The 15,618-nt window shown below is 35.4% G+C and carries 12 protein-coding genes and 1 pseudogene; 6 read left to right on the top strand and 7 right to left on the bottom strand.

What is annotated here, in order from left to right; all coding sequences use genetic code 11:
- Window positions 1–29: 29 nt before the first annotated feature.
- Window positions 30–2,690 (bottom strand): ATP-binding protein, encoded by a 2,661-nt coding sequence (locus AC806_RS00710; RefSeq protein ID WP_069028535.1) that lies wholly within the window; start codon window positions 2,688–2,690, stop codon window positions 30–32.
- Complete coding sequence (locus tag AC806_RS00705) at window positions 2,671–3,876, bottom strand: metallophosphoesterase family protein (RefSeq protein WP_069028534.1); 1,206 nt, start codon at window positions 3,874–3,876, stop codon at window positions 2,671–2,673. Before AC806_RS00705 ends, AC806_RS00710 begins: the two co-directional genes overlap by 20 nt.
- A 369-nt stretch (window positions 3,877–4,245) precedes the next feature.
- On the opposite strand from AC806_RS00705, the gene AC806_RS00700 reads away from it, so the two are divergent.
- Together AC806_RS00700 and AC806_RS00695 are read left to right on the top strand one after the other, a co-directional pair.
- Complete coding sequence (locus tag AC806_RS00700; RefSeq protein ID WP_069028533.1) at window positions 4,246–4,809, top strand: hypothetical protein; 564 nt, start codon at window positions 4,246–4,248, stop codon at window positions 4,807–4,809.
- A gap of 215 nt (window positions 4,810–5,024) precedes the next feature.
- On the top strand, window positions 5,025–5,705 hold the full coding sequence (locus AC806_RS00695) for an IS6-like element ISS1N family transposase (protein WP_002319817.1): 681 nt from the start codon (window positions 5,025–5,027) through the stop codon (window positions 5,703–5,705).
- Window positions 5,706–5,796: 91 nt separating this feature from the next.
- Here the strand turns inward: AC806_RS00695 and AC806_RS00690 are convergent, their stop codons facing one another.
- Together AC806_RS00690 and AC806_RS00685 are read right to left on the bottom strand one after the other, a co-directional pair.
- Window positions 5,797–8,454, bottom strand: coding sequence for an MMPL family transporter (locus tag AC806_RS00690; RefSeq protein ID WP_069028532.1), 2,658 nt, complete (start codon window positions 8,452–8,454; stop codon window positions 5,797–5,799).
- A 48-nt stretch (window positions 8,455–8,502) separates the two neighbouring features.
- Complete coding sequence (locus AC806_RS00685; protein WP_014123534.1) at window positions 8,503–9,069, bottom strand: TetR/AcrR family transcriptional regulator; 567 nt, start codon at window positions 9,067–9,069, stop codon at window positions 8,503–8,505.
- Between the two features lie 191 nt (window positions 9,070–9,260).
- On the opposite strand from AC806_RS00685, the gene AC806_RS00680 reads away from it, so the two are divergent.
- From AC806_RS00680 to AC806_RS00665, 4 genes are all read left to right on the top strand, one after another.
- On the top strand, window positions 9,261–9,941 hold the full coding sequence (locus tag AC806_RS00680; protein WP_069028531.1) for an IS6-like element ISS1N family transposase: 681 nt from the start codon (window positions 9,261–9,263) through the stop codon (window positions 9,939–9,941).
- A gap of 189 nt (window positions 9,942–10,130) precedes the next feature.
- The gene (locus tag AC806_RS00675; RefSeq protein WP_069028530.1) at window positions 10,131–10,901 is read left to right on the top strand and encodes a replication initiation protein; all 771 of its coding nucleotides are present in this window, start codon (window positions 10,131–10,133) and stop codon (window positions 10,899–10,901) included.
- 115 nt (window positions 10,902–11,016) lie between these two features.
- Entirely contained in the window at window positions 11,017–11,439 is a 423-nt protein-coding gene (locus AC806_RS00670; RefSeq protein ID WP_069028529.1) for a hypothetical protein, read from the top strand.
- 11 nt (window positions 11,440–11,450) lie between these two features.
- Window positions 11,451–11,804 carry a hypothetical protein gene (locus tag AC806_RS00665; RefSeq protein WP_069028528.1) on the top strand — a complete coding sequence of 118 codons (354 nt, stop codon included), beginning with the start codon at window positions 11,451–11,453 and terminating at the stop codon, window positions 11,802–11,804.
- Here AC806_RS00665 and AC806_RS00660 read toward each other — a convergent pair.
- The 3 genes and pseudogenes from AC806_RS00660 to AC806_RS00650 form a co-directional block, all read right to left on the bottom strand.
- Complete coding sequence (locus tag AC806_RS00660) at window positions 11,791–12,756, bottom strand: AEC family transporter (RefSeq protein ID WP_069028527.1); 966 nt, start codon at window positions 12,754–12,756, stop codon at window positions 11,791–11,793. The genes AC806_RS00665 and AC806_RS00660 overlap by 14 nt on opposite strands.
- A 34-nt stretch (window positions 12,757–12,790) precedes the next feature.
- Window positions 12,791–14,413 carry a malolactic enzyme gene (locus tag AC806_RS00655; RefSeq protein WP_069028526.1) on the bottom strand — a complete coding sequence of 541 codons (1,623 nt, stop codon included), beginning with the start codon at window positions 14,411–14,413 and terminating at the stop codon, window positions 12,791–12,793.
- A gap of 232 nt (window positions 14,414–14,645) precedes the next feature.
- Window positions 14,646–15,588: pseudogene (locus tag AC806_RS00650) on the bottom strand (IS30 family transposase).
- Window positions 15,589–15,618 lie beyond the last annotated feature (30 nt).

The following is a 15,618-nucleotide window of genomic DNA, read 5'->3' as shown; positions in this document are numbered from 1 at the left end:
TACAAGTATCGCTTTTTCACATCCTTTACTTAAAATTTAATAACAGCTTGTCTTAGCTCTTGGTAATAGCTTACCATTTCTTGATCAGAGGACAAGCAAATTACCTGATAGTTATCGCCAAACTCACTAAGCAATTTAGCCAAATTCTCTTTTCTTATACTATCATAATGCAACCAACCATCATCAATAATAACCGGAGAAATACCACGTTCTTTTTGCATAAAGAGATAAGCAAAACGAATGGACATAATCAACTGATCTTTGGTGCCTGTCGATAATTCATAAATCGCAAATGTTTCTTCATTTGAAACAGCATTTATGGTCCCTTCTATTAAAGTTACCTTTTTGTAATTTCCATTTGTCAACAAAGAAAAATAATATGAAGCTTGCTTCAACAATTGGGGTAATTGTTGTTCCGATAGCTCTGTCGCCAAATCACTCAAAAAAGCAACTAATAAACGATTAGTGCTCCACCTTAAAGCTGTCTCCTGTATCTCAGATAGCATACGACTTTCTTCTTGATAAAGCATATCCAAAGTACCATTCTTTTGTAAATATTCAACTTGCAACTGTAAACGCTGCTTTTCTTCCAGTAAATGGTTAATTGTTTCTTGATTTTCTTCTTGCTTGGTTTGGTTTTTTGTTAAATATTGTGTTAGTTGATCATAACTTATATCTTCAGGAAAAATAGGACGCAAAATAGCAGCCAATTCTTCTTTTCTATTCATTTTTTTTTGCATGCTTTCCCATTGCTTTATCCATAGCGGAATTTCTGTCGGTTGCTCTAAACCGACTGTTTCCAATAAGCTAGCATTGCTGGTAAATAATTCATCTCGCTCTTCTTTTGTTTGCTTTAATTGCTGTGCAAGTAAGGTGCTCGGTTGTTGTAAGCGTGTCATTTTAGTTTCTTGCATCTGAGCGGCAAATTTTTTCACGATATCTTGTTTTTCTTCTAAACTTTTATCAGCTAAAGGTAACCATTCTGCTAAAAACTGGAATCGAGCTTCTAAATCCATTTTTTGCTCTTTGACCGCTGCCAACTGACTTTGCAAAGAAGATTCTTCTAGTACTACTCTTTCATATTCCTCTTGGTCTTTTTGATAACTTTCTACTAGCGTCCGCCAATTCTGTTCAACATTTTCATGACCCAAAGTTGTTTGTAACATCGTATCAATTTTTTGTGCTTCCTGTTGTAAGTTTTTTAAATCTTTTTCTTCATTTAAAATTTCCTCTGAATAAGCATCTGATTGCAATAATTTTTCTTGCCAAGTTGGTTTAACGTCAGTGGAAGGCTTTTTATTCTGATAATTTTTCAGCAAACTTGCAGCCACACCTATAAAACCAACAATAAAAGCAATCAAATTAAAGGGGAATGATAAAAATAAACCAACAGCAGCAATTATTCCTCCGAAAGTTACAATGAAGGGAGAATAATTTTTTTTATTTTTTGTAGTACTTAATAATTCAGGATATTTTTCTTCTAACTGATCAATTTCTTTTTCAACATGCTGCTTTCTTTCTTTTAACCATTGAACCTGTGCTTCTTTTTGTCGTATTTGTTCATGTAACCCTTCTAGTTTGTCAATTGAAGAATCGATCGAAGATGGCAAAGTCTGTGGTGGCTGCTGCTCTGTCCAGCCCCATTTTTGCTTTAATTTAAAAAGTATTTGTTCAACATTTTCTTTTTCTTGGAAAATCTCCTTTTGTCTATCAAGCAAGCGCATGATAGGAACATCTAACTGTAGTAAATCTTGTACCTCTTTTTCATGATCTAAATAAAAGAAGTAACGATCTGTTTCTTGTCCTTGTTCAAGCTGAGCTAACTCATCTTCTTTTTTTTGAATTTTTTCAGTAAGACTTTGATACTTATGATAAAAGCGTTGCAATTTTTTTTGTTCTTTTTCCGAGACACGACTTTCTTTTGCTTTTTCTAACTCTTTCCATTCTTCATATAATGACCAGTGTGATTTTTTTTGATTTAAATCTTTTTCTTTAACTTGCAACTTTTTTTGTTCATCAGATAAACTTTGTAACTCTTGATCAAATTGCGAAATTTTGTGATAGGCTTTTTGTACGTTTTCCTCTTCAGCTTCTTGTTGCTGAATTGTCTGCCTTAAGTCTTGCCAATCTTTTAATTGTTGATTTAAAGTCAATTTTTTAGCGCGAGGCTTAAATAATTGTTGATTTTCTTTTTGATACTCCTGTATTTTTCCCATCAATTGTTGACTTCCAGTAATACCTAAGGAAATCAACGATGTTTGCAATTCTTTTTCTTGTAAGCGATCAATTTGTGAGAGTTGTTCTTGTTGAAAGGTAAAGACATCTTGAAAGACGTCTTTATTTAATGGCGACAAAACCTGATTCAAGATTTTTTCATCTTTTTCTTCTCCACCGATAAATAATTTGGCTTTTCCTCGGTTAACTTTACGGTAACGTTCAATTAAAACATCACCATACGGTTCAATACTTACCCAAAGCCGCCCACCATAAGCCGCACCATCTCGTGGCGTATAATCTTTTTTTTTACTACCTTTTTTGGGGAAACCAAACAACATAGCTAAAATAAATTGATAGAGCGTTGATTTACCTACTTCATTACTACCATAAAAAAGTTGGTTACCAGGTAAAAACTCAAATATCTGATTACGATAGTGTCCAAATCCCGCAATTTCAGCTTTCCTTAATTCCATCTAGCTTCCTCCAACTAAATTCACTTTCTAGTTTTTCCTGTATCTGTTTAAAAGTTTCTTCCTGTAATTGTTCCATCGATATTGCTTGTGTGGCTAAAGGATAAGATACAAGTTCGTTGATTGTTTCATTATACTTATCGATTTGTTGATATGTGGCCAACAACTGCTCTAATAACTTTTTATCGGCTGGTAGCACAATTTTTTCAGCTGCTAGTTCTTCGACTACATCTACCTGATAAACTAATTGTTTAAACTGATATTTGTCCAAATAATCATTAACATAATCAAGTAGCTCCAGAATTTCTTTTTCTTGTAGCCAGTTTGTCGGTAAAAGGCCAGTATCCTTTAGACGTAGCTTAACTAGTTTTCTTTCCGATATTTGAAAGGTCTCGATTATTCTATCTAATACAGCTTTTTGCTGGCTAATCCCTGCTAAAGAAATTTCTTTTTGTTCCCACTTCACTGCGGAAACATCCACTATTTGCCAATGAACCTGTCCTTGATCTATCATGACATAGTTAACGCCCGTCGACTCTTCTTTTTGGGTATGTCCTTGGGGAGTACCCGCATATATAATGGCAGCTTCTTCAGAAAGAATCGTTGGCACATGAATATGTCCTAACGCCCAATAATCATAATTTTTATTTTTCATTTCTTGCAACTGAAAAGGTGCAAAATGTTTACTGGACATATCCCCATGATACATACCTATATGATAATCTGTTTGCTTTATAGGAAATTCGTTAACTTTTTTCTGACTAATCTGTGGACTTAAATAACTAAAGCCGCTGATAAAATACCGTTCACCTGCATTCGTTTGTCCACTGATCGTTTGAACTTTTTCCTCTTTAAACAAATGTACATTCGTAGGAAAATCAAACCAATAACGTTCTTCTTCATAATAGTCATGATTGCCAAAAATCATATAAACTGGAATATTTTCCTTATTTAATTGTTCCATTTGTTGAAAAAATTGTTGCTGAGTTTTTAAGGTAGGTCGATTTTGATGAAAAGTATCACCTGCAAAAAGCAAAAAATCAACTTTTTTATCGATAGCAAGCTTTACAATATTAGCAAGCACTTGTTCATTTTCCCTAGGTAATTCCTTAGTTTTACTTGCAACTGAGTGAAGTCCCTCAAAAGGACGATCAAAATGTAAATCCGCACAATGAATAAAACGCAACATACTAGCGACCTCCTTTTTGCCTTTTATTTTAGCATTTTTTTATTTAGAAGTCAGCAAAAGCGAACAAATTTTCGCTTTTTACCCGCCAAAAATTACACAAATAAAGAATAGTTAATTTTTGCGAGATACTTATAAATTCTACTTATTCCTAAGAAAACCTAAGATTTACTTCTATTTAATCGTTTAGTATATTTTATCTTACATACCATAAAAAAGTTCTCAGAAAGTTCCTCAATATTTTAAATGATTATCTTAATTATAACTATAAAAAATTAACCGTCGTTTTTTTGCGAAAAGTATGCTAAAATCTACCTAGGCAGTTCTTAGGTTCTACCTGAGGAAGTAGTGTAATAATGGAGGACTTACAATATGGCAGAGGAAACAGAAAAAACTTTAACGCAATTAGCAAATGAACTAAATGTATCTCGTGATAAAATAATTTATCGCTACAAAAAACTTCCAGAAGAAGATTACTTTAAAGAAAATAACACAATCTATCTTCGTCATTCAGGCATTCAAAAGATCGTTGATGACCTAGGAGACGATATTAAAGAAAACAAAGAAGAAGAACAAGAAGAGGAGAATCCAGTTAACCCATCTTTTGATTACCTTGTTGAACAGCTAAGTAAAAAAGATGAACAAATTGATCAATTGCAAAAACTAGTTGATCAACAGCAACAATTAAACGCCGAAGATAAAAATTTAATCAAAGAATTACACCAATATTTGTCCCTTGAAGCACCAAAAGAAGAAAATCCTAGTGATAAAGAAAAATACGATGAACAGTTACAACAAAAAGATGAACAATTAGCACAATTGCAAAAGCAGTTACAACAAAGTGAAGCAATCCAACAAGAAAAAGAAACACTGGAAACAGAATTATCTTCTTTGAAACAACAAAAAAATAAAAAATGGTATCAGTTTTGGAAATAAAATACCCTATAAACTAATTAAATGCAGAAAAATATCCGACCTATATTTAAAAAGACTTTCTTTTAGTCGTAAATCTATGACTAATTCCTGCCAAAATGCTGGAACGTCTTTCTGTCTATAGTTCGGATATTTTTATATATTTGGTTCTGTTGCAAAGTTTTCCCAAAAATCTATTTTAGTGTAAAATTGAGAAAAAAGACAGAGAGGACAGAGTAATGAATCATTTTAAAGGCAAACAATTCAAAAAAGACGTCATTATTGTCGCTGTTGGTTACTACCTGCGTTACAATCTAAGCTATCGTGAAGTTCAGGAATTGTTATATGATCGTGGAATAAATGTGTGTCATACTACGATTTATCGTTGGGTGCAAGAGTACAGCAAAGTCCTCTATTATCTTTGGAAGAAGAAAAATAGACAATCCTTCTATTCATGGAAAATGGACGAAACCTATATCAAAATTAAGGGACGTTGGCATTATCTTTATCGTGCAATTGATGCGGACGGCTTAACCTTAGATATCTGGTTACGAAAGAAACGGGATACGCAAGCAGCCTATGCTTTCTTAAAACGACTCCATAAACAGTTTGGTGAGCCGAAAGCAATTGTGACCGATAAAGCACCTTCTCTTGGCTCCGCCTTTAGAAAGTTACAGAGTGTGGGTTTATATACTAAGACAGAGCACCGAACTGTGAAGTATCTTAACAATTTAATAGAACAAGACCATCGACCTATTAAACGACGAAATAAATTTTATCAAAGTCTCCGTACAGCCTCTTCCACGATTAAGGGCATGGAGACCATTCGAGGAATATATAAAAAGAACCGAAGAAATGGAACGCTCTTCGGCTTTTCGGTGTCTACTGAAATCAAGGTATTAATGGGAATAACAGCCTAAGATATTTAGAGTTCAGAGAGGGCGCGTTTGATTTTCAAACTTCGCAACAGAACCAAAAGCCGTAACCCCAAATTGAGTTACGACTTTATGATTAATTTTTTCTTGGATAAGTTAAACGAATTAAACTACTATTCATTGCTGGAATTAAGAAGACTAGTATAACCAGACCACTAATTACCCCAACAGCAACTTGTGTCAAGGTCAGAACTCCTGCTGGAATTAAGGCAGCAAATGTTCCCCCTAGGATAATTGCAGCTGAAATTACCACCGTTCCAATAATTCCTGCTGATTTAACAATTCGATCTCCAGCATCCTCGTTATCAAATTCACGGTACTTCATCATCAAGAAGATACTGTAATCTACTCCAAGGGCAACCAACATTACAAAGGTGAAGAAAGGTACATTCCATCCTAATAGATTTTCCCCAAGGAATGTACTACTAATAAAGCGTGTAATTCCTAGTCCACCTACGTATGCTAGTAGCAATGAAGCAATGATATAGAATGGTTGTAAGATAGAGCGCGTTACTAACATCAATGCAAGTGTAATGCCAACTAACATAATTACTGCACTACGTAAGAAATCTTGATTAGCAATACTTGATTTATCAGAAGTTTCAGAAGTCTGACCGCCAATCGAAACGGAAGCTTTCTTCAATGAGGTTCCCTTGATATTGTTGTTAATCATCGTTTGCAGACTTTCAACTTTTTTAATCGACTTAGCAGTTAATGGATCTGAATCTAAGACCACCGTGATCTTAGCGGCCTTTTTATTTGAAGATAAGTAGACATCTTCTGAATCTTTAAATGTATCACTTTCTAACACTGCTTTAGGCACAAATAATGTGTTAGATGCAGATGAATCTTGAAGTTCTTTCAAGTAATTATTGGATTCAGATAGCCCGTCATTTAGTTTACCAACGCTGCCACCAGCGGTTGCCATTTTTTGTTGTTGTCTCTTAAGTTCATTTCCAAGAGTTTGAGCATCATTACCGATTGCTTGGGTATAAGTGGCAATTGCTTGAAGGCGAGTTTGCATTGAACTTACTGAAGCCATTTCTTGGCTAGCTGCTCCAGAAAGAATCGTCATTTGTGTTTGTGATAATGGTTGACCAGCCGCTGCCATCTTTTGTTGTAAGGCCGTCATCAATTGTTGACCACTTACAGAGCTACCACTAGTTGATTGGATACTCTTCAACTCTTGCCCAATTAAGGTCGCTTTAGCACCGATATCTTCAAGTTGACTAGCATCAAAATCTCCACCAGTTAAACCTTTTTGAAGTTCTTTTAAGCCCGCTTGAGCCTTGCTTGTTTGGGAAGTCAACGTCTTCAATTGATCATTAACATAAAGCTGATCTAACTTATCGCCACCTGGTTGAGTAACTGATGCAACCGTCTTGATTCCATCAATACCTTTAATTTGGTTGGTTAAGTTATCAATAACTCTTAAATCACTTTCATTATCAAGCTTGTGACTGCTCTTGATATAGATGGTAGTAGGTTCCGCTGTTCCTTTGCTAAAGTGCTTTTGCACCGTCTTAAATCCTTGCTTAGCAGAATAATTAGCTGGTAGTTCAACGACTGTATCATAATTAAGTTTATTGTTATAAGTTAACAGCATTGGAATTGCTAAAATTACGATGATGCCTAAAGCAATCAATGGATTTTTAGCTGAGTGTCCTGAAAGCCAATCCCACAACTTACTGTGATTTGATTCTTTTGAATTATGACTAGGCCAGAATACCTTATTCCCGAGTAGTGACATAAAGAAGGGGTTAACGGTCAATAATGCTAGTAGTAAAATAGCAACCCCAATTCCAACCCCCGTTGCCGAACGGTAAATGGAAAACTTAGCCAATGCTAAAGTCAAGAATCCTAATAGAACGGTACTTCCTGAATAAAGAATCGTTTTCCCTGCCACCTTAAGTGAATGCTTCGTGGCAGTTTCTTTATCCATCCCCTCAATCAAATCATTCTTGAATTGGTTATAGAGTAAGATATTGTAATCCGTCCCGATTCCAAACATAACAACGACCATGAAAACTTGGGTAAAGTTTGAAATCGTAAATCCTGCATATTTAGCTAAATTCATCACTGCTGATAAAGCGACGATGAAAGATAGTCCAACAGTTCCTAAAGAAATTAAAGGAACAATTGGGGAACGGAAGACTAGAATTAGCACAATCAAAATGAAGACGATGGCAATAACTTCAGTCTTTTTAAGACCCTCTTCAATGGCTACCGAGAAATCATCATTTAAGATATCACTACCAGTTACGTAAGTTTTCACTCCGCTCGTCTTAACTTCTTTAACCAGCTTTTGATTCATCTTCCGCACTGAATCCCGCTTACCTACATCTAGTTGCACTATCTGGGTTGATTTATCTTTTGAAATTAATTGCTTCTTAGTTGCCTCACTATCGTTAGGAGCAGTAACTCCTTTAATATCATACTTAGATTTATTATCTTTGATTTTATCAATAGTGTCATTAATACGATCTTTTTGCTTATGGGTTAAGGCTTGGTCACCATTATTAAAGACCAAAACGACCTGGCGCGTATTGCTAATTTTGTGGCCCCAATCTTTTTGGATGGTTTTAGCAACTTGGCTTTTAGCCGTATCCGGAATTTTGGTTTGACCTTTTTCAGCTACTAAGCTAGAAATATTAGGTAACATTACGATTCCTAAAATCAAAACGATAATCCAAGTCACAAACTTGGCAATGTTTTGTTTGATATACTTACTCATACTCTTCTCTCCTATCTATAATTAATCAATTCACTCTTCTCTTAATGCTTATTTCCCTAGTAACTCATCAACATATTCCATCGCTTCTCTCTTAGACAATGGATGATTTTCGATGAAAATCCACTTAAGTACCAACAAAATCGTATTACTATAATGCTTTGCTACTAATTCTAGTGGTACTTTCGAAGTTTGATTTTTTAGATCTTGCTTTAAAATCGTAATAGCCTCGTTTTTAAAGTACTCATAAATGCTGCTCACAATCGAACTATTATTAGCATTATGCTTTGCTAATTGAGTTAATAGTTCCCGATGCTGATCCATGGCCTCAAAGATTTGACCCAATATATATTCTTGAAGATTTTCGTCAGCAACGTCATGATACTGCTCAATATTGCTTTCTTCTTTGAATAATAACCAACAATAATTCAATAAATCTTTTTTATCTTCAAAATAGTTATAGAAAGTTGCCCGCGGAAAATTACTAATCTTACAAATTTCATTAATGCTAATATCGTCATACGATTTTTCCGCTAGTAGCTTATACATCGCATCCGAAAATGCTCTTAAAGTTCTTTGCGCTCCTTTGGTTGATTTTTTCGTCAAATCATATTTCATTTATTCCCTCCAAAAATGTTTTTCTCTATAAACTATTCTATCTCCACATATTTATTTTTACAACAGTTTAAATTTAGACATGTGTAAAAATGCATTTCCATACAAAAAAAGTTACGATGGTTCTGTTGCAAAGTTTTCCCAAAAATCTATTTTAGTGTAAAATTGAGAAAAAAGACAGAGAGGACAGAGTAATGAATCATTTTAAAGGCAAACAATTCAAAAAAGACGTCATTATTGTCGCTGTTGGTTACTACCTGCGTTACAATCTAAGCTATCGTGAAGTTCAGGAATTGTTATATGATCGTGGAATAAATGTGTGTCATACTACGATTTATCGTTGGGTGCAAGAGTACAGCAAAGTCCTCTATTATCTTTGGAAGAAGAAAAATAGACAATCCTTCTATTCATGGAAAATGGACGAAACCTATATCAAAATTAAGGGACGTTGGCATTATCTTTATCGTGCAATTGATGCGGACGGCTTAACCTTAGATATCTGGTTACGAAAGAAACGGGGTACGCAAGCAGCCTATGCTTTCTTAAAACGACTCCATAAACAGTTTGGTGAGCCGAAAGCAATTGTGACCGATAAAGCACCTTCTCTTGGCTCCGCCTTTAGAAAGTTACAGAGTGTGGGTTTATATACTAAGACAGAGCACCGAACTGTGAAGTATCTTAACAATTTAATAGAACAAGACCATCGACCTATTAAACGACGAAATAAATTTTATCAAAGTCTCCGTACAGCCTCTTCCACGATTAAGGGCATGGAGACCATTCGAGGAATATATAAAAAGAACCGAAGAAATGGAACGCTCTTCGGCTTTTCGGTGTCTACTGAAATCAAGGTATTAATGGGAATAACAGCCTAAGATATTTAGAGTTCAGAGAGGGCGCGTTTGATTTTCAAACTTCGCAACAGAACCAGTAAAAAGCACACCACTCAACAGTAAAAAGCACACCACTCAACAGTAAAAATAAAAAAATAGTGTTTACTAACTGTAATTTTGTTATATACTGTATTTATAAAATAAAATGTATGTTCGAAAGGAAGAAAATTTATGGTCGATAAACACAATATGTTATGGGTCAGTGACCGTAACTTTAACAAAGAAGATTTTAAAGACCAACAATATTTTCAGGTGGCTGAACATAATAACCTAATTACTAAGGCACGTCATGATTTAAATGCCCGTGAGTTAAAGATTATGGACTACGTCATATCAAAGATAAAACCTGATGATGAACACTTTAATATTATTCAAACGTCGATGTATGAGCTATCTAATGTTCTTGATTTAAAGCGTAGCGGTCGTACGTACTCGCAACTTGCCCAAAATTTGCAGGATATGCGTGCTAAATCTATCAGAATTTATAGTGAAGAAGAGCGTCGTATTACAATGACTGGTTGGTTTGAAGTGGTGCGTGTTTGGGAAAATGGGCAAATACAAATTAAAATTAATGAAGAATTTGCGCCATTTCTGTTGCAATTAAAAGATAAAGGGCACTACACCCAATACTTACTCGTTGATACCGTTAAACTGAAAAGTAAATATTCTATTTTGCTTTATAAACTCATGCGTGAAGCTGATAAAGATAACGGTAGTTCCATTGCCATTGTCCAAGGAACGCCTGATGAGTGGAAAGAATGGCTAGGTGCGCCAGAAAGTTATACCTATGGACGATTGAAAGATAATATTTTAAACCCAGCAATTGAAGAAATTAACCTTGAAATTGGGGATATGGACTTAGAGTTATTTCAAGCACGCCGTGGTCGCGAGGTCGTTCAAGTAGAAGTTCACAATAATTTTATTCGTAACCCACGTTTTTAATATAAGGGGGGAAATGATGAATATAATAAAAAGAGGGATACCGCCCTAGCCTGCACAGCTCACGGTATCCCTAACATTTAGCAAAACAACCAACCATTTGAAAGGAAGTTTCACTATGAAGAATAGTATCACAAAAGTAAGTCTAGTTGTATCAATTATCAGTCTGTTGGTAGTGGGTTTTCTTGCGCTACAAATGAACAAACAAGCTAGTGAACTACAAGATGTTCAACAACAAGTTGACGATAATACTAACGTTACTGATCCACGGCAAACGTCATGGGCATTACAAAACATTTGGGTATTTGATAATCAAACGCACAAATATGTCCTAACACATATCAGCAAAGGGAACAGTAAAGCTTTAAGAGATAAATTGCTTAAAAACCAATCGGGCATGCTCACACAAGTATCTATTACTCACCCTGTCGTACCGTTTATCTATGTTCAAAACAACAAAATTAGCTATGATAAACTGACCACTAAGGGCATGAACTCACCACAATTACAACGAGTTCACACAAATTTAACTTATAAGTAAGGGGAGAGTTCATGGATACAGTAATTACAGCGTTAATTGTTTTCGGAGCATTAATTTACATGCGTATTCATAATCACAGTCACGCTGATTATGACGAAGATAATCCTAAGGGGTTTGATGTACGGGCATTTATCTTCCCGATACATTATTTCATTCGCAGTACGATTTTTAACACTTTTAAAAGTAACGGTCTTGCATTCTTTTTTGTGCTTTTTGTCGGCGGATACGCTTTACTGTTAGACGTCCCGATTTGGTACATGAATAGAACAGCAGGCAAAATGTTTGACGACTTTTTTTATATTTTAGAGGAGGATCTGAATTTGTTTGAATGTGTGAATGTATTTAAATCAATTAAATCAAGTTAGCTACTTGCATTAAAATTGGCACAACAATTACGAACAAGACAGTTGATGTTGTAACAAGGTTAGTAGCGTAGTCAACATCACCATGTGATTGATCAACTAGAATAGGTAGGACAGCTAAACCAGGAGCAGCTGATTGAATGATGAATGAGTTTGATTCGATAGTTGGTAATGAAGTACCCATCATTGAACCACCAATAAGAATAATGCTAATCATGATTGCAGGAGCAACCACAAATCTACCTAATAGAGCTAGGATTGTATCACGGTCGAATCTGATTGATTTCAAACCTGCATCGGCTAAGATAATACCGATGTAGATCAATGACATTGGTGTAACGATACCACCGACCATGTCCAAAGTCTTGTTGATCCAGTCAGGAACTGGGATAGCAAGTAGTAAGAAAACAAGTGATACTAAGAAACCAACAAGTGGAGCAGGAAGTAATTTTTTCCAGTTAAAGTCTTTCTTAGCACCCTTTTCAACGGTTGGATCATCACTTGAGATGAAGAAGACACCAACAGCCCAAGTTGAAATTGTATTCATAACATAGTAGATAAGGAAGTAAGGTAAACTCTTAGTTCCAAATAAAGCCATGTTTAGAGGTAAACCGATAAAGATGGTATTAGCATTAACGAACATGTTAATGAAAGTACCACGACGGCCCTTTCTAATACGGAAGACCTTTGTTAAGATCCATGCAATGATGTAACCAATCGTGAAACTGGCGAAGGTAAAGATCAGTCCGCCGGACAAACTTGCTAATTTATCTCTGTTCAAATATTTAAGAACAGAGACGAAGATTGAAGCAGGTAAAGCAATTTTCATAATGATAAATGAAATATTGCCTTTAAATTTATCGCCTAAACGTCCTGATCCTCTTAGCCAATACCCCAAAGCAATGACAAGAACGATTTCAGCAACACTTTCAAGTGAAGTGATAAATGCAGCCATGAATAAATTCCCCTTTATTTAACAAAAATTTTAATTAATATTTAGGTTCCCACTTAAGATCAGCAACTGCTTTTTTAGCGTCTGTAGCAGTTGTTAATTTTTCGTCAATAGCTTGTTGAGCAGCACCATTGGCAACAGTCATACTGAACTTGTCTAGTTGTGAAACTGGAGGAAGAACAGCAGCACCAGGTTGTGTAGGATCAACGATACCACCCAATGAGTGAGCAGCTTTGTTGATCATGCCATCTGAAAGAATCTTAGCATTAACAGCCATAGAACCAAGACCAAGACCTGGGTAAACTAAAGCGTTATTTGCTTGACCGATATGATATGTAACACCATTGTATTCAACGGGTTCAACAGGAATACCAGTAGCAATAAGAGCCTTGCCATCAGTCCATTTCAAAAGGTCTTCAGCCTTAGCTTCAGCAAGCTTTGTAGGATTTGACAATGGGAAGATAATTGGACGTTCTGTATGAGCGGCCATTTCCTTGATAACAGCTTCTGTAAAGGTACCAGGTTGTGTTGAAGTACCAACAAGAATAGTAGGGTGAACAGCTTTAACAACAGCTTCTAAGTTTGTTAATTCATCAGCATTAGCAAATTCACTACGTTTTCTTGTAAATGGCTTTTGTTCTGGTGTTAAATCTTCAGTATCATCGAACAAAAGGCCTTGTTTGTCGACTAGGTAGAAATGTTTTCTAGCTTCATCTTCAGAAAGTCCTTCTTCAACCATTGCATCGAAGATTCTCTTAGTAATACCAGCACCGGCAGTACCAGCACCAAATGATAGATAAACTTGATCTGTAAGTTTTTCCTTGGAAATATTCAAAGCACCAAGAATACCAGCAAGAGTAATAATACCTGTACCTTGAATGTCATCATTGAAGGTAAGAATATTATCTTTGTACTTATTTAAGATGTTAGCAGCATTGCTACGGCCAAAGTCTTCAAAGTGAAGATACATATCAGGGAATAAGTTTTCAGCAGTTTCAACAAATTTGTCAACGAAGTTGTAGTACTTGTCGCCAGTAACACGTTCGTGATGATTACCCATGTATAGATCATCAGCTAATAATTCTTTTCTGTTTGTACCTACATCAAGGACAACAGGAAGAACTGATTTAGGATCAACACCAGCAGCAGCTGTGTAAACCATTAATTTACCAACAGAGATGTCAACACCTTGAACACCCCAGTCACCAATACCAAGGATACCCTCGCCATCAGTAACAACGATTAACTTGATATCGCGACCAGCAGATGCATTCTTCAATGATGCTTCAATATCATCTTGATCATCGATTGATAAGAAAGCGGCATTTTGTGGATCTAAGAAGAGGTGACTGTAGTTTTCAATTGTGTCAGCGATTGTTGGATCATAAACAACTGGCATAAATTCATTAACATGTTGACTGAATAACTTGTAGAATAAAGTAACATTTTCATTGAAAAGATCCATCAAATACATTCTCTTAGCCAAGAATGTATCCTTATTAGAATAGTTTTCATAAGCTTGTTCGACTTGTTGATCCAAAGTTTGCACGAATGGTGGCAACAAACCTTCGATGTGATTTTCTTTTCTTTCTTCCTTAGTAAAGGCAGTACCTTTATTTAAGAAGTGATTGTTTAATAGATCTAAACCCTCATATTTCATAAAATGATTCCTCCTAATTTAATTTTCTAACCATAATCACATTATAATAAAAAGTATGATCTGTTATATCAATATATATATATATAAACATAATTTTCATATATTGAATTTATATAAAATATTAACTTAGCATATTTTTTTATATATAATGTTTTCTTAACTAACTTCTAAGGAGTATTATAGACCATAATAAAAAATATAGTCAAATATATTAACTTGGTAGATTGCAAATTTAATCCGAATTTTTTGACAAATTGGTCAGCATGACCTGATAAGGTGTTTGCCAGTCAAGTATTTTAAGTGGTCTCTGATTAATTTCGAGTAAGGTGGTTTTCAAGCCTTGAGCACTAATCTTGAGCACTAATGTGCTCAAAATAAGTCCCCTTAGGATAAAAATAGCGTAAGTTCCGATTAAATCGTTCATTACTGCCGCGCTCAGCTGGCGTATAAGCATGGCAGTAATAGGTCTTAATACCGTATTGTGCTTCAAGTGATACTAGACCGCTAAACTCAGTGCCACGGTCCACCGTAAAACTATGCACCGGGCCATTAAAAGTTGCTAGAAACTTATTTAGGGCTTCATTAACAGTCGCTGTCGTCCGGTTTTTTAATCGGTAGGCCCAAAGGAAACGTGATTTGCGATCGATTAAGGTTAATAAAACTGCCTTACTATGCCCACGAGGACCAACGACTGTATCTAGTTCAAAATCGCCGATGCGATTACGTTGATTAATCATCATGGGACGCTGTTCAATTGATCGCCCCAAAGATTGATTATATTTAGAACGTTGGTCAACGTTACGCCGTTGGCGCACGCCATGTTCAGGCAAATCATTTAAAGAAAACTCAATTTTCCCTTGATTTAACCAATTATAAATTGATTTAGTCGCTAGTTTAAATTCGTGAGCTATCATTTCTGGTGACCAACTTAGCCGTAAATGGTTTAAAATTATTTGCCTTAATTTGTCATTCAATTTAGTCTTTCGGCCACATCGTGACCGCTTGTATTCGGCATCTGTTTGTGCTAATTCAGCCTGATAAGGTTCACATCGAGCTAATTCATAAGAAATTGTGGCAGGTGATCGTTTTAGGCGATCGCTCATTTGGATATTGGACAGGCCTAGTTCACAAAAGGTTTCGATTTTAATTCGTTCGGAATAGGTTATACTAGACAAAAGATCAGCTCCTAAAAGATGGGTTTGTGG

Source organism: Tetragenococcus halophilus (genome assembly GCF_001712815.1).
Lineage (GTDB): Bacteria > Bacillota > Bacilli > Lactobacillales > Enterococcaceae > Tetragenococcus > Tetragenococcus halophilus.
The sequence above is the reverse complement of the archived record's forward strand: the minus strand, read 5'-3'. Positions and strand labels throughout refer to the sequence as shown.